Source organism: Bradyrhizobium sp. OK095, from assembly GCF_900109945.1.
GTDB lineage: Bacteria > Pseudomonadota > Alphaproteobacteria > Rhizobiales > Xanthobacteraceae > Bradyrhizobium.
In genome coordinates, this window is sequence record NZ_FOBX01000012.1 from 127,146 (window position 1) to 147,941 (window position 20,796).

Annotated in this window: 20 protein-coding genes and 1 tRNA gene; 6 read left to right on the forward strand and 15 right to left on the reverse strand. The window is 63.6% G+C overall.

What is annotated here, in order from left to right; genetic code table 11:
- Positions 1–6 precede the first annotated feature (6 nt).
- From BMW89_RS38105 to BMW89_RS28320, 4 genes are read left to right on the forward strand one after another with little or no spacing between them, the layout of a single operon-like run.
- On the forward strand, positions 7–183 hold the full coding sequence (locus BMW89_RS38105; protein WP_007610286.1) for a hypothetical protein: 177 nt from the start codon (positions 7–9) through the stop codon (positions 181–183).
- Entirely contained in the window at positions 180–743 is a 564-nt protein-coding gene (locus BMW89_RS28310; RefSeq protein ID WP_092031311.1) for a cupredoxin domain-containing protein, read from the forward strand. Before BMW89_RS38105 ends, BMW89_RS28310 begins: the two co-directional genes overlap by 4 nt.
- A complete protein-coding gene (locus BMW89_RS28315; RefSeq protein WP_092031315.1) occupies positions 730–2,352 on the forward strand; it encodes a b(o/a)3-type cytochrome-c oxidase subunit 1 in 1,623 nt (540 codons plus the stop codon). The genes BMW89_RS28310 and BMW89_RS28315 overlap by 14 nt, the downstream gene beginning before the upstream one ends.
- A complete protein-coding gene (locus BMW89_RS28320; RefSeq protein ID WP_177196375.1) occupies positions 2,352–3,167 on the forward strand; it encodes a c-type cytochrome in 816 nt (271 codons plus the stop codon). The genes BMW89_RS28315 and BMW89_RS28320 overlap by 1 nt, the downstream gene beginning before the upstream one ends.
- Before the next feature lie 38 nt (positions 3,168–3,205).
- Here BMW89_RS28320 and BMW89_RS38595 read toward each other — a convergent pair whose 3' ends face one another.
- The 4 genes from BMW89_RS38595 to lipA are packed head-to-tail and all read right to left on the reverse strand — an operon-like array spanning position 3,206 to position 6,407.
- Entirely contained in the window at positions 3,206–3,685 is a 480-nt protein-coding gene (locus tag BMW89_RS38595) for an acyltransferase (protein ID WP_283805337.1), read from the reverse strand.
- Between the two features lie 49 nt (positions 3,686–3,734).
- On the reverse strand, positions 3,735–4,928 hold the full coding sequence (locus BMW89_RS28330; protein ID WP_092031327.1) for a glycosyltransferase: 1,194 nt from the start codon (positions 4,926–4,928) through the stop codon (positions 3,735–3,737).
- Between the two features lie 45 nt (positions 4,929–4,973).
- Positions 4,974–5,444: a type II toxin-antitoxin system RatA family toxin gene (locus BMW89_RS28335; RefSeq protein ID WP_092031330.1), complete on the reverse strand. Its 471-nt coding sequence runs from the start codon at positions 5,442–5,444 to the stop codon at positions 4,974–4,976.
- A gap of 6 nt (positions 5,445–5,450) precedes the next feature.
- The gene (gene lipA / locus BMW89_RS28340; protein WP_092031334.1) at positions 5,451–6,407 is read right to left on the reverse strand and encodes a lipoyl synthase; all 957 of its coding nucleotides are present in this window, start codon (positions 6,405–6,407) and stop codon (positions 5,451–5,453) included.
- A 130-nt stretch (positions 6,408–6,537) separates the two neighbouring features.
- On the opposite strand from lipA, the gene BMW89_RS28345 reads away from it, so the two are divergent.
- A complete protein-coding gene (locus BMW89_RS28345; protein WP_092031338.1) occupies positions 6,538–7,140 on the forward strand; it encodes a DNA-3-methyladenine glycosylase in 603 nt (200 codons plus the stop codon).
- Between the two features lie 11 nt (positions 7,141–7,151).
- Here the strand turns inward: BMW89_RS28345 and BMW89_RS28350 are convergent, their stop codons facing one another.
- The 10 genes from BMW89_RS28350 to BMW89_RS28395 form a co-directional block, all read right to left on the reverse strand.
- Entirely contained in the window at positions 7,152–10,028 is a 2,877-nt protein-coding gene (locus BMW89_RS28350; protein ID WP_092031343.1) for a valine--tRNA ligase, read from the reverse strand.
- Positions 10,029–10,157: 129 nt separating this feature from the next.
- A complete protein-coding gene (locus BMW89_RS28355) occupies positions 10,158–10,934 on the reverse strand; it encodes a PopZ family protein (RefSeq protein ID WP_177196376.1) in 777 nt (258 codons plus the stop codon).
- A gap of 305 nt (positions 10,935–11,239) precedes the next feature.
- A complete protein-coding gene (locus tag BMW89_RS28360) occupies positions 11,240–12,625 on the reverse strand; it encodes a TolC family outer membrane protein (RefSeq protein WP_092031351.1) in 1,386 nt (461 codons plus the stop codon).
- 216 nt (positions 12,626–12,841) lie between these two features.
- Entirely contained in the window at positions 12,842–13,504 is a 663-nt protein-coding gene (locus BMW89_RS28365; protein ID WP_177196377.1) for a protein-L-isoaspartate O-methyltransferase family protein, read from the reverse strand.
- Positions 13,505–13,643: 139 nt separating this feature from the next.
- A complete protein-coding gene (locus BMW89_RS28370; RefSeq protein ID WP_092031697.1) occupies positions 13,644–13,823 on the reverse strand; it encodes a hypothetical protein in 180 nt (59 codons plus the stop codon).
- Positions 13,824–14,037: 214 nt separating this feature from the next.
- Positions 14,038–14,112 (reverse strand) — tRNA-Asn (locus BMW89_RS28375).
- A gap of 146 nt (positions 14,113–14,258) precedes the next feature.
- Positions 14,259–14,627 (reverse strand): hypothetical protein, encoded by a 369-nt coding sequence (locus tag BMW89_RS28380; RefSeq protein ID WP_092031356.1) that lies wholly within the window; start codon positions 14,625–14,627, stop codon positions 14,259–14,261.
- 213 nt (positions 14,628–14,840) lie between these two features.
- A complete protein-coding gene (locus BMW89_RS28385) occupies positions 14,841–16,535 on the reverse strand; it encodes a flotillin family protein (protein WP_092031360.1) in 1,695 nt (564 codons plus the stop codon).
- Positions 16,536–16,558: 23 nt separating this feature from the next.
- Positions 16,559–17,218, reverse strand: coding sequence for an OB-fold-containig protein (locus BMW89_RS28390; protein WP_092031364.1), 660 nt, complete (start codon positions 17,216–17,218; stop codon positions 16,559–16,561).
- Between the two features lie 10 nt (positions 17,219–17,228).
- Positions 17,229–18,392 carry a PspA/IM30 family protein gene (locus BMW89_RS28395; protein WP_092031369.1) on the reverse strand — a complete coding sequence of 388 codons (1,164 nt, stop codon included), beginning with the start codon at positions 18,390–18,392 and terminating at the stop codon, positions 17,229–17,231.
- Positions 18,393–18,711: 319 nt separating this feature from the next.
- Here BMW89_RS28395 and BMW89_RS28405 point away from each other — a divergent pair, with 319 nt between their 5' ends.
- Positions 18,712–19,551: a hypothetical protein gene (locus BMW89_RS28405; RefSeq protein ID WP_143062847.1), complete on the forward strand. Its 840-nt coding sequence runs from the start codon at positions 18,712–18,714 to the stop codon at positions 19,549–19,551.
- Positions 19,552–20,399: 848 nt separating this feature from the next.
- Here BMW89_RS28405 and BMW89_RS28415 read toward each other — a convergent pair.
- Positions 20,400–20,783: a RidA family protein gene (locus tag BMW89_RS28415; protein WP_092031382.1), complete on the reverse strand. Its 384-nt coding sequence runs from the start codon at positions 20,781–20,783 to the stop codon at positions 20,400–20,402.
- Positions 20,784–20,796: the final 13 nt, after the last annotated feature.

The window sequence follows — 20,796 nt, forward strand, 5'->3', positions numbered from 1 at the left end:
CAAGCCATGTTCAATTCCGACCCGCCGACCAGCCCAGCCGCCGCCGACCAGGCCGTCGAGGAGGTCGTTGCACAGGGACCGTCAGGAGCGATCGTGGTCGCCGGCATCGCCACGGCCTGCGTGGTCGCGATGTGGTTCGCGTTCTATCTGTTCGTCTTCCTGCCGCGCGGATCGTTGCAATGAGCTCTGAGCAAGCCCATCGCAGCGTCGAGGTCGCGGCCCGCGTCGAGCGACGCTGGGCCACCATTGCCGTGATCATTGTCGTGGGGATGGCGCTGCTGGCGGCGTTCGCCGGCATTCATCGCGCGACCATGCCGCAGCCGCGCGTCGAGACCACCGATCCGTCGCGGATCCATCTCTCCGGCGAGTTCGTCGAGAGCAATCTCGGCAGCGTGCTGGAAGCCAACGGCAATGTCACCGTGCGCGCGATTGGCCAGCAATATTCCTTCACGCCGGCCTGCATCGTGGTGCCCGCGGACACGCCGATCACCTTGCGCGCCACCAGCGCCGACGTGGTGCATGGCATCCTGATCCAGGGTACCAACGTCAACACCATGCTGGTGCCGGGTTACATCTCCGAGCAGCTGATGCGGTTCACGAAGACAGGCGACTATCTGATGCCCTGCCAGGAATTCTGCTCCTTCGGGCATGAGGGCATGTGGGGCAAGGTCAGGGTGATCGACAAGACCGACTTCGCCAATCGCGCGAAGGCTGGCGGGAGGCTGAGCTGTGTTGGTCAATAGGAAGCTCATCCTCGCTCATTTCTGGCTGGCCTTCGCCGTGTTCGGCGTGGCGCTGACGCTCGGCGCCTGGCAGATGTTCATCCGCAGCCCGATCGGCACGTGGCTGTCCAATCCCGAGCTGTATTACCGTTCGCTGACCGCGCATGGCACGGTCATGGGTTACGTCTTTCCAACACTCGTCGCGATGGGTTTTGGCTATGCCATCAGCGAGTCCGCGCTGGAGCAGCGCCTGGTCGGCGTGCGCTGGGCCTGGACCGGATTCTGGCTGATCGTGATCGGCAGCGTCATGGCGGTGATCCCGATCGCGCTCGGCCGCGCCTCGGTGCTCTACACGTTTTATCCGCCGTTGATCGGCAACGTCTTCTACTATCTCGGCGTCGTGCTGGTCGTGGTCGGCTCCTGGATCTGGGTCGCGCTGATGTCGATCAATCTGCGCGTCTGGCGCAAGGCCCATCCCGGAGCGCCGGTGCCGCTGGCGATGTACGCCAATGTCGCGGGCTCGTATCTGTGGGCCTGGACCGCGGTCGGCGCCGCGCTCGAGCTGCTGCTCCAGATCATTCCCGTGGCGGCAGGATTGAAGAATACGATCGATGCCGGTCTTGCGCGCATCTTCTTTTCCTGGACGCTGCACGCCATCGTCTATTTCTGGCTGATGCCGACCTACATCGCCTATTACACCATCGTGCCGCGCGCGATCGGCGGCCGTGTCTATTCCGACAGCATGGCGCGGATCTCCTTCATCCTGTTCCTGGTGGTGGCGATGCCGATCGGCATGCACCACACTTTTGCTGATCCGCAAGTCGGCGCCGGCTTCAAATTCATCCATTCGGCCTTCACGGCGCTGGTCGCGCTGCCAACGCTGCTGACCGTGTTCACGATCTGCGCCTCGGTCGAGATTGCGGCACGCCTGCGCGGCGGCCGCGGGATGTTCGGCTGGATCAGGGCCCTGCCCTGGGACAATCCGATGATGCTGGCGCTGGCGTTCTCGTTCGTGATGCTCGGATTCGGCGGCGCCGGCGGCCTCATCAACATGAGCTATCAGCTCGATGCCTCCATTCACAACACGCAGTGGATCACCGGCCATTTCCACCTGATTTTTGGTGGCGCCATCGTCATCATGTACTTCGCCATCGCCTATGATCTGTGGCCGCATCTGACCGGGCGCGAGCTGATCGATATCCGCCTGATCCGCACCCAGCTCTGGCTGTGGTTCGTCGGCATGATCGTCACCACCTTCCCGTGGCACTGGGTCGGCATTTTGGGCATGCCGCGCCGCATGGCCTATTTCGACTTCGGCGATCCCGCCATCGCGCCGCAGGCGCTGTCCGTGACCTTCTCGGCGATCGGCGGCTTCATCCTGCTGACCTCGGGCATCATGTTCATCGTCATCCTCGCGCGTGGCATGCGTACGCCCAAGGTTGATGCCGGCCCCTACCGCTTTGCGATCGCCGTGCACCAGTCGGCGACCGTGCCGGTGGCGCTCAACACGCACGCGCTGTGGGTGGCGTTGATGATCGTCCTCACGATCACCAATTACGGCTATCCGATCCTGAATCTGGCGCTGGGCGCGGGCACGTCAGTGCCGGCCGTCTATGTGGGAGCGCAGTGATGAGCACGCGCGACCTCTTCACGTTCAGCAATCGGCATTTCACGATCGGCGTGGGCGTCATCGCCGGCATTCTCGTCGTGACAGGGATTGCCGGCTTCATCGTGCTGCCCTTCGCGCAGCCCTGGGTCCAGTTCGCCAACGTCTGGGATGCGATCTGCAGCGCCGCCGGTGTGCCGCAGCGCGCGGCGAACGTCACTGCGCCCGAACAGGCAAAACGCCTGTCGGAGGTCGTGCTGACCTCGCGCACGTTGTCGCGCCCAAGCCAGGAGGCGATCGGCCGCGGCGCGACGCTGGCGCAGCGCTGCGCGATCTGCCACGGCCCGACCGGCATCAGCCGCGCGGACTCGCCGAACCTCGCCGGCCAGTACGCCGCCGTGATCTACAAGGAGCTGCACGATTTCCGCTCGGGTGCGCGCACCAATGCGGTGATGTCGCCGTTCGCCGTCAACCTGACGGACGAGGAGATCGCTGATCTCTCCAACTACTACGCCTATCTGCCGCGGCTTCCGGCCTATCACCCGACGCCGCAATTGCCGAAGCCGAACATCGTGATCTACGGCGCGCCGATGCGCGGCATCGCGCCCTGCGGCGCCTGCCATGGCAGCCTCGACAACAAGACTGGCAGCCCTTGGCTCGAAGGCCAGTCAGAGGCCTATCTGAAGGTGCAGCTCCAGGCCTTCGCGGCCGGCGACCGCCGCAACGACATCAGCCAGCAGATGCGCAACATCGCGCGCGCCATGACGCCGCAGGAGATCGAAGCGGCCGCGGCGTATTACGCTTCGCAGCCGCCTGATGTGGTGAAGGCGGTGGATTGAGATTGACCGCGAGGACCTTGATCGCCAAATCGACCAGTCTAGATGATCTCGTTCTCGGGAACGCGTCCAATCACGACCGCCGGATTGCCGGCAACGATGGCACGATCGGGGACGTCCCGCGTCACGACCGATCCGGCCCCAACCAACGCGTTTTCGCCGATGACCACGTTCGGACACAGCGCGCTGCCACCGCCGACGCGCGCGGCCCGCAATATCCGCGGCGCGGCGCGCGCGAAGGTCATGGATGGCCGTCGATGGGTGATACGCTTGTCGTTCATGGTGATGACGCGGGGGCCGCAAAAAACCTCGTCTTCGATCACGACACCTCGCGTGATGTAACAGCCGCTCTGCAGCGAGACGAAGTTGCCGATCCGTACATCGCCTTCGATGTCGAGGTAGGAGCCGATGACGCAACCGCGCCCGATGATGGTATTTTCGCGGATGAACACGAAATTACCGATGCGGGTGCCCTCACCCATCACGACATCATCCGCGATGACGCAATGCTGTCCTTGCATCGAGGTCAACTCGATCCCTCCTCACGGGCCACGTAGCGGTGCGACGCGCCTATATACGGCCAAACAGACGCCGGCGCCAAACGGCTGCCTGACGCCGCAAGATGCCTGGCCGCGACGCCGATTTCTCCAACTCCTGCTGGAGCGCGAAAATTTCGCCGCGAAGCCGGGCATTTTCATCGACGACGGCGCCATGTTCGGCCGCAAACTCGTTTGCCGCCAGCAGGGTATCGAAGTTTTCGGGGATTGTCCCTTCGCCGAGCCGCCGCAGCCATTGCGCCGCGAAACTGCCGGTCGCCCGGAGGTCCTCCCTGGAATTGACGTCGCGTGGCAACGCGGCGACCTCGCGGTGCAGTGCTTCGACCTGATCGAGATAGGCCGACAATGTTGCCACCTCGCGGATGCGCTCGGATACCTTCATTGCGTCGGCTGCATCGTAGCGCGCGATCTCGGCGCTGATCGCATCCGCGGTCACCGCGCGCGTCAGCACGCTCACGCCAAAATTCCTGACACGCCAGGCATCCACCGTGGCTGCGGTCGCGAGCCCTGCAAGGCCCCGTCCATCGACGACGACGACGGCGCAGCCGACAGCCAACGCCTCGAGCGCCATTCGCGCAGTCGCAAATACCAGATCGTAGTTCCTCAGCTGTGCGTGCAAGTCGTCGATCTCGCGGCCGAACGCGCTGCCGACTTCGTCGAGCACAAGGCCGGACCCACGCGCCGCATCGCGGACTGCGGCGATATGCTCGGTGTTCTTGGTGAGCAACAGTGCCCGCGCCGGTCTTTCAGGAAGCCGCCCTCGCGGCACGAACAGATCCGTGTCGACCGCATTCATCAAGAGGACGACGTCGTCGCTTGGACAACCCGTCTCCGCGACCAGGCGTGCACGGCAGGCTTCATCGACAGCACAGAGCCGCTTGACGCGCGGCAGGCGTGGCGGGCCATCGAACCAGTAAGCCGTGGAATGGCAGACGAAGAGCCCGGGCGTCTCGGGGAAGCACGCCAGGGCGGATGTCAGAACGTGGTTGTGGTGACCATGGATGACATCGGGAATCCACGGGACATCCTCTGGCCGGTCCGTCACCAGGACGCCGCGCCGCCGCAGGATCTCGGCATTTGACCCGAGCAATGGTGCGAACACCGCGACCTCGTGGCCGCGCCGCTGAAGTCCCGAGGCAAGATCGATCGTCACGATCTCCGAGCCGGAGCGGCCGCGCATGGCACAGTTGGTCACCAACACGCGCATGTGGGAGCAGCCTCCTCAGCCAAACCTCTTGTAACCGTCCGACGATCAAGACGACGCGAGCTTCGGCCGGCCGTAGATCGCATCTGCGCGCTTCTCGAACGCAATGGAGAACCGCGCAAACGCGGCATCGAACATCGAGCCCATCAGCATCGCCAGCATGCGGCTCCTGAACTCGTAGGCGAGGTAGAAACCGACGTCGCAGACGCCCTCACCTTTGGGCTCGAACGTCCAGCGATTTTCGAGGTTACTGAACGGACCTTGCAGATATTCGACCTGGATTTTCAGATTGGCGCGATCGAGCGTCACCCTGCTGGTGAAGGATTCCTTGACCAGCTTGAACGACACCGTCATGTCGGCGACCAGCACCTCGGTGCCATCAGGCTTCGCCATGCGCTGGCGGATCTTCAGCGCGCTGCACAGCGGCACGAATTCCGGGTAGCGCTCGACGTCGGCGACCAGATCGTACATCTCGGACGCGCTGTGATCGACACGGCGCTTGCTCGAAAATTTGGGCATGGCGGTTCAGCGAGCGGTCGCGGCCCGGGCGGCCTTCAGTCTGGCAAAATCCTCGCCGGCATGGTGCGACGAGCGGGTGAGCGGGCTTGCCGACACCATCAGGAAGCCCTTGGTGTAGGCGACCTTCTCGTAGGACGAGAACTCGTCCGGCGGCACGTAGCGCATCACGGCGTGGTGCTTGCGGGTCGGCTGGAGATATTGCCCGATGGTCAGGAAATCGACGTCGGCCGAGCGCAGATCGTCCATCACCTGCTGCACTTCGTGGCGCTCCTCGCCGAGCCCGACCATGATGCCGGACTTGGTGAAGATGGTGGGATCGAGCTCCTTGACCCGCTGCAACAGCCGGATCGAATGGAAATAGCGCGCGCCGGGCCGCACCGTGAGATAGCGCGACGGCACGGTCTCGAGATTGTGGTTGAAGACGTCGGGCCTCGCCGCAACGACGACCTCCATCGCGCCTTCCTTGCGCAGGAAGTCCGGCGTCAGGATCTCGATCGTGGTCGAGGGGCACGCAGCCCGGATCGCGCGGATGGTCTGGGCGAAATGCTCGGCGCCGCCATCAGCGAGATCGTCGCGGTCGACGGACGTGATGACGACATGGGCAAGGCCGAGCTTGGCGACGGCCTCGGCGACATTCTCGGGCTCAGCTGCATCCAGTGCATTGGGCATGCCGGTCTTGACGTTGCAGAAGGCGCAGGCCCGGGTGCAGGTGTCGCCCATGATCATGAAGGTCGCGTGCTTCTTGTCCCAGCACTCGCCGATATTCGGGCAGCCCGCCTCCTCGCACACCGTGTGCAGGCCGTTGGCGCGCACGATGTTGCGGGTGTCGGCATAGCCGCGGGTGTTGGGCGCGCGCACGCGGATCCAGTCCGGCTTCGGCGGCGAAGCGGAATCAGGGCGATTCACCTTTTCGGGGTGACGCGGGCGCAACGGGTTCGAGATAGTGTCGACAATAACGACCATGATCTGTCCGGTCTGTTCAGGTCCTACCTAATCGGTCTGCTTGCCTGCTGCAACCCGGCTCGCGCCGCTTCAGGGAACATGGCAGATATGGGCATTATCCTGCTCTGTTCTCAAGCGATTCTCACCTCGAATGGCTCCAGTCTCGAAAGCCTCCACACCGCGGCTCGGCAAGGCCCTGAAGCGCGCGTTCTTCGGCCGCAGCGTCCAAGAGGTCGCTCCCGATCTGATCGGTGCGACGATGCTCGTCGACGGCGTCGGCGGGATCATCGTCGAGGTCGAGGCCTATCATCATACCGAGCCGGCGGCACACTCCTACAACGGCCCGACACCGCGGAACCAGATCATGTTCGGCCCGCCCGGCTTCGCCTATGTCTACCGTTCCTACGGCATCCATTGGTGCGTCAACTTCGTCTGCGAGGAGGCAGGCTCGGCCGCTGCCGTGCTGATCCGTGCGCTGGAGCCGACGCATGGTCTCGCGGCGATGCGCCGCCGCCGCCATGCGGTCGATGTGCACGCGCTGTGCTCGGGCCCAGGCAAACTGACCGAGGCGCTCGGCATCACCATTGCGCACAACGCCCTGCCGCTGGACCGGCCGCCGATAGCGCTACATGCGCGGACGGAGGAATTCGAGGTCGCGACCGGCATTCGGATCGGCATCACCAAGGCCGTCGAGCTGCCCTGGCGCTATGGCGTCAAGGGCTCGAAATTCCTCAGCAAGCCGTTTCCGAAATAGGCCCAAGAGGCCTAGGTGGCCTGCTTCAGCCGCTCCAGCGCCTCCAGCAGCTTGGCCTTGCGGGCAAGCGCGGCTTCACGCTTTTCGCGCTCCTCCTCGACGACCTCCTCGGCCGCGTTGGCGACGAACTTCTCGTTCGCGAGCTTCGACTCGGCGCGCTTGATGTCGGCATCGGCCTTGCCGATCTCCTTGTCGAGGCGGGTCCGCTCGGCGGCGACGTCGACGACGCCCTTCAGCGGCAGCGCCGCGACCTCGCCGCGCACGAGGAGCTGGACGGCGCCATCAGGCGCGCGATCGGCGAAGGAGATGTCGGAGAGCCGCGCCATGCGCTTGATGACGTCGGTCCAGCGCGGCGCGCGTTCCCTCGTCTCAGTCGAAGCACCTGCGAGCACCAGCGCCGTCAGCGTTGCCGGCGGGATGTTCATCTCGGCGCGCACCGAACGGATCTGGGTGACGAGGTCGATCACCCAGCCGATCTCGGCTTCCGCCTTGGGATCGCTGAAGTCGGCATGGTCGAAGATCGGCATGATCAGGATCGGAGAGATCAGCGGATCGGTCGGACCGGCCGCGGCCGCCAGCATCGCGAGTTGCTCCGGCGTCGGCTGGGACGGCTTCAGCGGCCACTCTGCCAACGCGAGCAGGCCGTCGCGTTTGGCCGTCACCTCCCACAGCTCTTCAGTGATGAAGGGCATGAAGGGGTGCAGCAGCCTCAAAATCTCGTCGCGCGCCCAGGCCACCATGGCGCGGGTTTCAGCCCTGAGCGGACCGTCTGCGCCGAGGAGCGCAGGCTTTGCGAGCTCGACGTACCAGTCGCAATAGATGTTCAGGACGAACCGATACATCGCACTCGCGGCTTCGTTGAAGCTATGCGCTTCAAGGGCCTCGGTCACCTCGCGCGTGGCCTCTGCGGCCTTGTGTGCGATCCAACGATTCAGCGGCTCCTTGGCCTTCGCCGGCTCGAAACCTTCCGGCACGACGCACTCGTTCATCTCGGCGAAGCGGCAGGAATTCCAGAGCTTGGTCGCGAAATTGCGATTGATCTCGACAAGCTGCGACGACAGCTTGATGTCATGCGTATGGGCCGCCTCGCGTGCCAACGCAAAGCGGAGAGCATCGGCGCCGTATTCGTCGATCAGATTGAGCGGATCGATGACGTTGCCCTTCGACTTCGACATCTTGGCGCCCTTCTCGTCACGGACGAGGCGGTGGATGTAGACCGTCGAGAACGGCGCCTCCTTCATGAAGTGAAGGCCCATCATCATCATGCGGGCGACCCAGAAGAAGATGATGTCCCAGCCTGTGACCAGCACATTGGTCGGATAATAGCGCTTCACCTCCGGCGCATCTTCGGGCCAGCCGAGCGTCGAGAACGGCCACAGTGCCGAGGAGAACCAGGTGTCGAGCACGTCCTCGTCGCGGGTGATGAAGCCTTCGCGCTTGTTGCGGTCGAGCGCCATCTCGCGGCCCTGCTCGGCCGTGATGACCTCCTGCTCGACGTAATAGCCGAGCGCGTGGCTGACGGCCTCTTCCTCAGTCTCGGCGACGAAGACCTTGCCGTCCGGACCATACCAGGCCGGGATCTGATGACCCCACCAGAGCTGGCGCGAGATGCACCAGGGCTGGATGTTCTCCATCCACTCGAAATAGGTCTTTTCCCAATTCTTCGGCACGAAGGTGGTTTCGCCCGAACGCACCGCGGCGATCGCTGGCTTGGCCAGTGTCTTGGCGTCGACGTACCATTGGTCCGTGAGATAGGGCTCGATCACCGTGCCGGAGCGATCACCGTGCGGCACCATGTGGGTATGTGGCTCGATCCGCTCGACGAAGCCGAACGATTCCAGCCGCTCGACGATGCGCTTGCGCGCCGCGAAGCGATCGACCTTGTTGAACTCCTCGGCGAATTGCGAGGCGCCTTCCGGCAGGCCGCGCAGATAATCCTCGTTGTCGAGGAGATCGAGGCAGCCTTCCTTGTCGAGCACGCTGATGCGGCGCAGGCCGTGGCGATTGCCGACCTCGAAATCGTTGAAGTCATGCGCCGGCGTCACCTTCACGGCGCCCGAACCCTTCTCCGGGTCGGAGTAGTCGTCGGCGACGATCTTAATCTTGCGGCCGACCAGCGGCAGGATCACGTTCTTGCCGACCAGCTTCTGATAGCGCTCGTCGTCGGGATGCACGGCGACGCCGGTATCGCCGAGCATGGTCTCGGGGCGCGTGGTGGCGACGACGATGAAGGTCGCGGGATCCTCGGGGCTGAAAACCTTGCCCTCGATCGGATAGCGCAGATACCACAGGCTGCTCTTGACCTCGGTCTGCTGCACCTCGAGATCGGAGATCGCGGTGAGCAGCTTGGTGTCCCAGTTCACCAGCCGCTTGTCCTTGTAGATCAGTCCGTCACGATGCAGCTCGACGAACACCTTGACGACGGCCTTGGACAGGCCCTCGTCCATGGTGAAGCGCTCGCGCGACCAGTCGCAGGACGCACCCAGCCGCTTGAGCTGGTTGATGATGGTGTCGCCGCTCTCGGCTTTCCACTTCCAGACCCGCTCCAAAAACTTCTCGCGGCCCATCTCGCGGCGGCCGGGCTGCTGGCGCTCCATCAGCTGGCGCTCGACCACCATCTGGGTGGCGATGCCGGCATGGTCGGTACCGGGCTGCCACAACACGTCGCGGCCGCGCATGCGCTCGAACCGGCACAGGATGTCCTGGAGCGTGTTGTTGAGGGCGTGGCCCATGTGCAGCGAGCCCGTCACGTTCGGCGGCGGGATCACGATGGTGAAGGGTACCGCGTCACGGCGGTCGGGGCGGCCAGCCTTGAAGGCAAGGCTGTCCTCCCAGACGATGGACATGCGGGCTTCGATATCGGCGGGCTGGTAATTTTTCTCGATCATGGGGCTGGTAGAAAGCCGCGCGCGGGGCTCAAGTCAACGGAAAGCTCAGCGGCAATAAGGCTTTCCGGCCCGACTGGCAGGTCCAATATGACACAGGAGCAGGGCTTTATCGGGGCCGCGCGGCCTGGTTCAGCGTCCGCCGCGCGAGACTCGCTCGATTTCGGCCTTCACGATGCGTTCGACGAGGCCCGGCAGATTGTCGTCGAGCCAGGATTTCAGCATCGGGCGCAGCATCTCCTTGACCAGATCCTCCAGCGTCCGCGCGTTGCTGCTGAGCACCGTATGGGCCAGTGAGTTGAAGGCCGATTCGACCGCGGAGACCGTCGATTGCGCCAGGATCGGCTGCTGCGGCGGCAATGGCGGGGCATCGAAGTCCACCGGCGCATAGGACGGTGGCGGCGTGGGGCGCGGCGGCGGCGCTTCGGCGAATTCGAGATCGTCGCGCGGCTCGACCCTGCGGAAACTCGGCGGCGGCGGGGCCGGTGTCGGCTCCGGGTCCACGGCCATCTCGTCGGTCAATTCAAGCACGTCGGGCTCGGGCTCCGGCTCGGGTTCCGGAGCTCGAACCTCGGGCGCAGGCGTGGCTGTGTCGAGCCCTGCCAGCAGCGCGTCGATATCGTCCTGGTTATTGGATGCATCCACCGGAGGCGCGGGCGGCGGCGGCGCCGGCGCGGGCTTCGCGGCCGGCGGTGGGGCAGGCTTCTCGGCAGCAGGCTTGGCGGGGGCAACCTTGGAGGGCGGAATGTCGTTCATCGCCTGCGGTTTTGGCGCAGCAGCAGCTGGCGCCGGCGCGGGCTTCGCAGCTTCTGCCGGCGGCGGCTTCGCCTCATCGTCGGCAATGATGCGCCGGATCGAGGCCAGAATCTCCTCCATCGAGGGTTCTGTGACCTTTGCTGGCTGCGTCATCTCCGACTCCACATCATCAACGCCCTCGCATGCGTTGTTTTACACCAAGCACGACAGGATTGGCCGGTTCCGGACGGACGCCCCGACATTTTCGTCGCGGCGGCCCGACTTGTCCCCAGTTCACGGCTCAACGTGCGGCGGTGCGCCCCTGCCCTCGGCACTCAAGCTTTACGCACACGACATCGGGTGCGGGGCGAATCGACCCGCATCCTCTTGGCAAGGCTATGTCAGGGATTTTGATGAATGCAAGCAAAGCGCTGGTCGGCCTCGGCTGTTTGCGAGGCCGACCGGATCACTACGGGACTTTAGCGTCCGTCAGGTATCCGCACGCCGGCCCAGCTGTCGCGGATCTGCTGGTAGTGCACGCTCGGATCGTAGACGTTGGTGTTAAGGCCAAGCACCTGAGGCGCGAGACGACCGGTCGCGTTGAGCACCGAATAGGACGCCACCACGCGGTCGTGCTGGGCAGTGACGAGCGCAACGCGCGCGTTGACCAGCGCCTGCTGCGCGTTGAGCACGTCGAGCGTGGTGCGCTGGCCGGCCTTGGCTTCTTCGCGCACGCCGTTCAGCGCGATCTCGGAGGCCGTGACCTGAGCCTGTGCGGACTGCACCTGCGCCTTGCCGGCTTCCAACTGGCCCCAGGCCTGCACAACGTTGGCGCGGGTCTGATCGCGGGTGGTTTCGAGGTTCAGGCGCTGCTGCGCCAGGTTCTCTTTCGATTGCCGGATCAGCGCATATTCCGCGCCGCCCTGAAAGATCGGAATCGAGGCTGTCGCGATGGCGGACGCGGTATTCGTTCGGAAAACCGACAGGGTCTGCTGATAGGCCGTACTGACAGCAGCCTGGACCGTGACCGTCGGCAGCAGCGCGCCTTCGTTGATCTTGACCTGGAGATAGTTGACGTCGATGCCGAACATCGAAGCCGTGACGTTGGGGTTCTCCACCAGGCTGAGATTGACCGCGGATGCGAGCGTCCCGGGCAGGAAGCGATCGACCGGCGAGCCCGGGGCAAGGTTGGTCGGCTCGTTGCCGATGATCCGGCGGAAGTTCGCGCGCGTCGTCGTGAGATTCGATTCGGCGGTCAGGGCCTGGGTCCTGCCGGCAGCCAGCTGCGCCTCGGATTGCGCCACGTCTGTGCGCGTGACCTCGCCGACGTTAAAGCGATCGCGGGTTTGCTTGAGCGTCTGCTCGAGCACGCGCACGTTGCTGCGCTGAACTTCGAGCGTTGCCGCATCACGCAAATAGTCCATGTAGCTCGTGGCAGCCTGTAGCAGGACCGTCTGCTCGAGCACACGCAACGCCTCGCGGGACCCCGAGACCTGACTCTCCGCCACGCGCGTCCTGTTGGCGGTCTGATTGCCGTTGTAGAGCGTCTGGTTGACGGTCAGACTGGCGCTGTTGGACTGGGGGACGCCATAGAACGGAGTGCCCTTCTGCGCAGCTTGGGTGTCCTGATATTGATACCCGGTGCCGAGGGTCACATTGACCTTGGGCCGATAGCCCGACAGCGCCTGCGGCACATTCTCGTCGGTCGAGCGCACCTGAGCGCGCTGTGCGTTGAGCTGCGGATTGTTCTGATAGGCGCGCACCAGCGCCGCCTCGATCGTATCCGCCAAGGCAGGCGTCGGCCCTGCAAGCGCCAGCAACAGGACCGAAACAGCAGCTCCGGTGAAGAGCTTCACCCCATGCATCCCTGAAATTCCGTTCATTCTAACGCCCGGCTCGTGCCCGCGAGCTGGGTTACCGTCTACCAGTGGAGTCGTTGCCCCGCCGCAACATAGGACGTGGTCGAGCGCGACGGAACTACCTCAAGGTAGTTCCCAGTGGAAACTCTTCACGTGCAGCATCCCGGCCACACTTCTGATTCAGAACGGGATTTTAACAGGCCAAAGCCGCCAAACGGGCCGTCAGAAGACGAAGGCGGCGGCCCGTTCCAGCCCGGGAAGGACCGGGGCTGCGGCATCGAACAGCGCCCGATGGCCGAATTCGCCGTGGGTATGGGTCACGATCATGGCCCGCGGCGGCCTGGATTCGGCCGACACCCCCACCAGACGCCCGCCCTCCCTAAGCTGCCCGAGCAGCCCCTCCGGCGTCACCTCGGTGGCGCCATTGAGGATGATCACATCATAGGGAGCGGCAGATGAATCGCCCTCGGAGCAGGAGGCAGCCTTGCAGGTGACGTTGGCGAGCCCGAGGCTGGCACAAGCGTCCTTAGCCTTCGCGGCCAGAGCCGAATCGCACTCGGTCGCCGTGACCTGTTTGGCCAGCTTGGCCATCAGCGCGGCGAGATAGCCTGTGGCGCAACCGACCACCAGCACGTTGTCGCCCTCGCCAATCTCGGCGGCCTGGAGCAGCTTGCCGGTCAGCTGCGGCTTGATCAGGAATCGCTTGGCGCCGCCTTCGCTGACATCAAGGTCGAGGTCGAGATAGGCCAAGGCCTGCTTGGCCGCGGGCACGAATGCCTCGCGCGGAACCGCGAGCATGGCGTCGAGAACATTGCGATCGGTGACGTCACTGGTGCGCACCTGGCCATCGACCATTTTGAGGCGCGCGGTCGAGAAACCGGACATTTGCGGACCCTGAAATGCGGACGATGCCGCTGAGATGAGTTGGCGGCATCTTTGGAACATGCCCGGCGAAAACGCAACATGGCCGTTGGCCTCGCCGGCCAGCGAATCCGCGACGCGCCGCATCAGGGAGCGGGATGGACTATTCGATCGTCACCGCGAGGCGGCCGATCAGGGCGGCGACCTCATCCAGCCGTGCCGAATCGGGCGTCTCGACCGCGCGCTTGAGGCAGGCGATGCATTGATCGTCGCTGAGCTCGGGAATGTCGGCCGGCAGAATCGAGGGAGCCAGTTGGACACGGTCGATCTGGATGTCGGGCATGGGAATCAGCTCCGTAAAAATCCGGCGCTTGCGAAGGTCGATTTGAATTGAGTCGATTTGGTGCCGCCCGCGCGGTGGCGAAGCCTTCAGCGTACACATCTGGTTGAACGCGATTCTGCGGCGGATTAGCTGGACCGCCGTTGAGATCCTGCTCGAACGACATCGCGCGCCACATCAGGGCACGATCTCAAGCCATTGAATTTCAAGCGGAATTTGGCTCCCCGGGCAGGATTCGAACCTGCGACCATCCGATTAACAGTCGGATGCTCTACCGCTGAGCTACCGAGGAAAAGGCGAACCGTTCGTTCGCGCGCGGCTGCGTATAACAAAGCCGGTTGCGCTTGCAAAGGACGAATTCGCCATCGTCCGCAACGCATCGAGGAAGGGGCTTCCTGAAGTTCTTGGCGGCCCCTCCTCGGGTCATGAGCGCCGCAACTATTCGGCGGTGAAAGACGTGGTCTTGGTGCCGGGGTCGTAGCGCAACCGAAGCGCGGTCATCTTGCAGAGGTTGACGTTCTTCCAGAGCACGGTCTCGTCATAGTTCTGCCAGTCGACGCGGATGTTCCAGACGCAGCCCTCGTCGTCCTCGTCGAACTCGACATAGGTGCTGGCCTGGTTCTGCAAAACCTTGTCGAGCTCGTTGTCCCATTCGTCCATGCCGTCGTCGGGCGCGTTGAAGCCCAGGAATTTGATGGCATAGCCGGTCTCGTTGACGACGGTGACGTTACGGGCGTCGGCCGCGAATGACGGCGTAGCGGCGATCGCAAGTCCGATCGCGAGCAGTCCAGACAGAAAATACTTCATGTGAAATTCTCCGGATCGAAACAGGCTCCGGCGCCTGACGTCGATCGGCGCAGGCGCCGTGGCAACAAATGGCGTTGCCTCGAAGGATTCGTCCGGTGCCAGATCGAGAGGTTCAACACGCCATCGATCCGCACCCTGGCTCGTTGCGCGACGCGAGACGCGCAACGAGCCAGTTCATATCGATTCGAATTCTCCGCAGCAATGAACCGGCATTCATAGATCGGCGGAGTTTGTTTTCTCCGGCGCGGGCGCCGGGACCGCGGCGCCGTTGCTCTTTCCCGTCACGGCATTCACCAGCGTCTTCACGGGATCGTCGCCCGGCGCAAAGCCGCCCTGGCGCAGGATCTCGTCGATCATCGGACGCAGCGCGTGCACCTTGAGGAGCTCGCCGGCAAGACCTTCGCCGAAGCCGACATTGCCGCCGCCTGCGCCATTGCCGCCGAACGCGCCGCCGGTGTGGAGGATGCGGACGTCCTTCAGGTTGGCGATCGGTCTGACCATCTCGGCGAGCGCCGAGGGCATGATCTCGATCCGCTTCTTGGCGATCTCGAAATCGATGACGTTGGCGCCGAGCTTGTTCTGCGCCTCGTTCTTGAGCGTGATGACGGCGGCTTCGGCCTCGCCGATGTTCCTGACACCGACCGCCTTGATCTTGTTGGATTCGGCTTCGGCTGTTGCCAGCGTCTTGACGGCCTCGGCGCGATCGAGCGACGCCTTCTTATCGGCTTCGGCCGCGACGATCAGCTCGGTCGATCTGCGCTCGGCCTCGGTTCGTGCCGCAAGCACCTGGGTGAGACGGGCACGGTCGGCGACCTCGACGGCGCGCGCGGTCACGACCTTCTCCTCCGCGGAGACGGCAATCGCCTCGGCGGTCTTGGCTTCGGTGACGGCTTCGGAGGTCTGCTTGCTCTTGGCCGCGATCTGGATCTCATTCTCCTGCGTGGCGATCTGGATTTCGCGCTGGGCGTCGGTCTTGCGCTTGTTGATCGCCAGGTCCGACTCGATCACCGCGGTCTCCTTGACCTGTTTGGCGCCCGCCTCCTTCTCGGCAACGGCACGGTCGGTATCGATGCGGGCATTCTCCTCGGTCAGGCGCGCGGTTTGCGTCGCGGTTGCGACCTCGGCGCGGGTGCTCGCGGTCTTGTTGGCGACGTCGCGCTCCTGCGACAGCTCGGCCTCCTTCTTGGTCCGCTCGATGGTCAGCGTCTGCTGCCGCGCCTCGAGGTCCTTCTGTGCGATCGCCACTTCGTTGTCGCGCATGATGGCGTTGCGGTCGCGGCGACGGGTCTCGGTAACCGTCTTCAATTGGGTCAGACCTTCGGCGTCGAAGAAGTTCTCCGGGTTGAAGAATTTGACGTCGGTCTGATCGAGCTTGGTCAGCGACACCGATTCCAGCTCGAGCCCGTTCGATTTCACGTCGGACTCGACCGTGGCCTGCACGTGCTTGACGAAGTCGGAGCGCTTCTCCTGAAGCTCGAGGATGCTCATGGTCGCCGCCACCGAGCGCAGGCCGTCGACGAATTTCGCCTCGACCTGGTTGCGCAGCGCTTCAGCGTCGTTGGTCAGCGCGCCCAGAGTCTGGCTTGCCAGCGCGATGCTCTCATCGTCGGGACGGACGCGCACGTAGAATTCCGCGACGATGTCGACGCGCAGGCGATCTCTGGTGATCAGGGATTCCCGTTCCTTGCGCTCGACGGTCAGCCGCAGCGTCTTCAGATTGACGCTGGCATAGGAGTGGAAGATCGGCAGGATCATGGCGCCGCCGTCGAGCACGACCTTCTTGCCGCCGAGGCCGGTGCGCACGAAGGCCTCGTCACGCGTGGCACGCTTGTAGAGAATGGTGAAGACGATGCCCAAAACGACGATCAGCGCGACGCCGATCATGGCCGGGACTGCGATGTCGAACATGACTTTCTCCGATAAATGGCTTGCTAGCTGCTTAGAGGCGGTTTGGACGGTTTGAGTTCATCCTCGGCCTTCACCGCGACGAAACGGGTACCGGCGCGATCGACCAGCAGGACCATAGTTCCCTGCGGCAGGGGCGATGATGACGGTGCGGCGACCGCCCAGACGAAATGGCGGTTGCCATGGATGTCGGCGACGCTGACGCGGCCGGGCGGCCCCTGGTCGAGAGGACCGATGACGACCTCGCCGACGCGACCGACGAGATCGCCGAGGCCGATGACATAGCTTTCATCCTTCGGAATGATCCGCGCGATGGCGCCACTGGCGGCGCGAACGAGCGGCACCGACACAGCGACGGCCCCGATCGAGGCGATGCTTGCCGGCAAGGGGCCGGCGACCATCCGCGCGACATCCTGGATCAGGAAGCCGGTGATCGAGAACGCGCCGAGCACCAGCAACAGGAAGATCAGCAGCGGGACGCCGCCGACATTGATCCAGGAGATCGCGTTGATCACCCCATTGTCGCTGGGGTGACTGAAATCAATGCTGGTGCCGAGCATCTCGCTCAGCGAGGCCCCGATCAGCATCGAGACCACTTCGATCGAGCCGACGATGAGGATCATGGCCGCCGCGATCGCGAACGGCCTCACCTCCGGCGACATTACATGTTCGAGCAGAGCGCTCATGATGCATGACTCAGGAGCGCGACTTCAACCGCGCCAGCCTCGCTGCAATCTCCTTGTCGCGATGCAACGTGCTGAGCTCGTCGATGTCGCTCGAATACGGGATGCCCTGCGGCACGCCGGTGGCGCGCGCCACCGCCCTGCTCGCACGCAGCGCCTTCGCCGCCGCGGAGCTGCCGCCCGGCTTCCGCGGCGACGTCGAGGCCTGGTGGCTTGCAGCCGCCTCACTCTTTGCGAGATCGGCGCGACGCTGCTCGGCATCCTGGAGCGCCGACAGCACCGCGCGCAGCGATGTCACGCATTGCTCGATCTTCTCGTTGTTCTCGTCGATGGCGCGGGAGAGCACCTCGAACTGCGCCTCCATATCCATTTGCCGCGCGATGCCGGCGCGGGCGAGATCGTCGCGGCCATCAGCGATCGCACCCTCGATCTTGGGCGCGAGATCGGTCATCTCGCGTTCGATCTCGGTGCGGCGCGCGTTGAGGCGGTATTCCTCGGCCCGCGCCAATGCGAGCGCATCGCGGGCCTCGCTCTCGGCGCGCTGGATCTCGCGGATGGCCTGTCCGACCACCCCAAGCTTGTTCTTGCCTTCCGCCTGCTCGATCGCGTCATAGGCAATGCCGGCGATCAGACGTCCGACCCGGGACAGGAAATTTTCGGGGGCGGCAGCAATGGTATCCATGGCATTCTCCTCCTCTGGCAGATTGTTCGGCGTGACGCCGTAGTGAACTTCGAAGCCGTCGTCGGTGCGGATGAGGTGCGCGGGCACGCTTTGCCCCCAGCCCTCGGCGTAGCCGGCGTAGTCGAAGGGCACGCTGAAGCGCCCTTGCACGGTTGAAATCGAAATGGTGGCGGGGCCCTTGATTTTGGCGAGCTTGTCGTCGAGCGGCAGGCGGCGACCATGGGCGGCGCGATAATCGGCACGGTCGCGCAGACCCAGCGTCACCAGCCGCGACGGCAATGCGGTTTCTTTCCGGATCGGCTCATAGGCATGGGCATGCAGCAGGACGACATTGGAGCCCACATTGTGACTCCGCGCGACCTCGTCGAGGATCTCCATCATGCGGTCATAGGCCCTGAACGTCGCCTCCATGGCGGCCTTGGCGGCCGGGTCAGGGGCAAGCCTGTAACGCAGCGCAGACGGCGCGTTTCGGGGCGACTGGCTCATAGAAAGCACTAAAGCACCATTTTGGTGCTTTAGGAAGAGGAGCTACGATCACGTTCCACTGATCCTTGTGCACTCTATCGGTTTGTCGCGGCGGCTCAGGCCCGCGTTCAAGGCGGGTGATCACCTCTAGATCACCGCCGATCAAGACTTCTTGCACTCTCGGGTTGCAATTTGAGGCGAAATGAAAGCTTGTCCGGGACGCGCTGTAATGCCTCAGCGCGAGTGGTTTCGCGTCGCTCATTTGGTGCTGACCGTCGCGGAGCTTCAGTTCCGCTATCATAGCCGCTTCAACGCAAACATTTTCGGAACGTCGATCAAAGGGTGTTAGATGTTAAAGCGGGGCGATAGACGCAACCGAAATAAGCAAGCAGCTAACGCCAACAACAGCGCAGAAAAACGCGACCATTCCGAGAAAGCTGACGCGCAAGTTGCTACGCCCGAACCACCGGCACTCGAAGCCAGATGCTGCGGCAAATCCCCGCAAGATCAAGACGATCAGACCGAGCACCATCGCAATGAGCGAAACCTTGTTAAGCTCACCGCAGGTTTGCTGTTCGTAGGTGGCATCACTTTTCTGGTGCTCGTCGCGCACGCTTTCATTTTTTATTGGACCGACGAAACTCAGCGCGCATCGCAAAGAGCCTTCGTGGCTGTTCGAGACATTACTTTTTTCGCTGTCGGTCCTACGATATCCGGCTCCGATATTGCCTATAAGATCGGTACCTTGTGGGAGAATAGCGGCAACACCGAAACGCACGATCTGCAAATCGGCGGTACCTTGCTTCAGGTCCCGGTGGGCAGCCACCCAATTCCGCCCTTGTGGAGCCCAAGTGGCGATTCCTCCAGCTATGTTCTCTTGCCCAAGGCAACCCTGCCGAACTTTTCCCTGCAAATTCCCGGAGTAGAGATAAATAAGATCCGGAATGGGAATCTGTGGATCTATATCTTCGGCTTTGCAAAATATACAGATGCCTTCCAGAAGCGGCATCTGACTTTGGGCTGCTTCCGTCTCTACGCTAGCCAAGTTGACTACACCAAGGCCGGGGCCACTGGCGTCGGTGGACTGCAATGCGGAGAATATAACTGCGCTGACGAAGAATGCCTGCGATACAAGTCTGGCGCTTTTGCGGTCCCTAACCTGACAAAACTTCTCGTATATATCGAATAGAGTAAGCCGCTCTGTCGCAGCATGATCTGCCACATCAAAAGGACACTCGTTAGGTACCGGATAGTCGCCATTGCGAGGAGCCTCTCCGCGGTGACACTCAGGACTGCTTCGCTGCGCTCGCAATGACGGAGCGAGCGAACGCGCTGCTTTTGATCAACTTGCAGCATACCTCAGCGTCCTCGCGGCCTGTCTCGCCCGAGCTTTGCATCGTCCCACCCTCCTCTGTCAGAGGGCGCAGGGAAGACCGGGTGCCGGCCGGGCACCCACGGTCCACTGTGCGAATGGTGGCTACAAAAAGCTGCACAGCGGCATACAGGTGAAGCCAAACATCCGGCCTTCCCTGCGTAGCGGTTTTACGGCTTATGCCGAGCTCTCCCCGGGGAGCGATGCACTATTGCCCCCGTCGCCTTGCAGATGATCGATGCGCGGACCCGGTCGGGCCGCCACATCACCGCAAGACTTGACGCACAGACCCCGGGCGTCAGGACGACACGGTTTTGCCGTACGCCAACCGCACCGGTCGTGTGCGCGCGGTTATCGCTCACGGTTGCCCGCCCTGCGATGCCCTTCGCGCCGGTATGGTCAGCGTCCACCACGGCCCATCCCGCGTTTCGTGACGATCGCGATACGCCCCTCTGACTGGGGATGAGGTGGCGGGAGAATGCGACAAAGCCGAATTTCTGTAAAGGCGAATATTTTGACGCGAGCGGATTGACCCGTTGTTTGTGTGTTTTGCCCGACGGGCAACGCAAGGTCTTGTAGCCCGGATGAGCGAAGCGACATCCGGGGAACGTTCGTTGGCCCCGTCCCGGATGTCGCTTCGCTCATCCGGGCTACGAAAGCCGGCCTCACGGCCGCCGGCACACCAGATCGATCTCGATCAGTGCATCGTAGGCGAGCCCGGTGACGCCGACGCAGGTGCGGGCCGGCAGCCGGTCCGATGGGAAGTGCGTGCGATAGGTCTCGTTCATCGCGGCGTAGTCTTCCTTGAAGCGCGTCAGGTAGATGCGCGTCATCACGACATGCTCGAGGCCGAGGCCAACGCCGGCGAGAACCACCTTCAAATTCTCCATCACGGCTCGCGTCTGCGCGACGATGCCGTCGGGCAGCACGCCCGGCGTTTGCGGCGTATCCGGCATCTGGCCGGTGACGAAGACAAAGCCGTCGGTCTCGACGGCGTGGCTGAAGGGCGCGACCGGCTTCGGTCCGCCACTGATCATGTGGAATTTCACGTGAGCTGTCCTT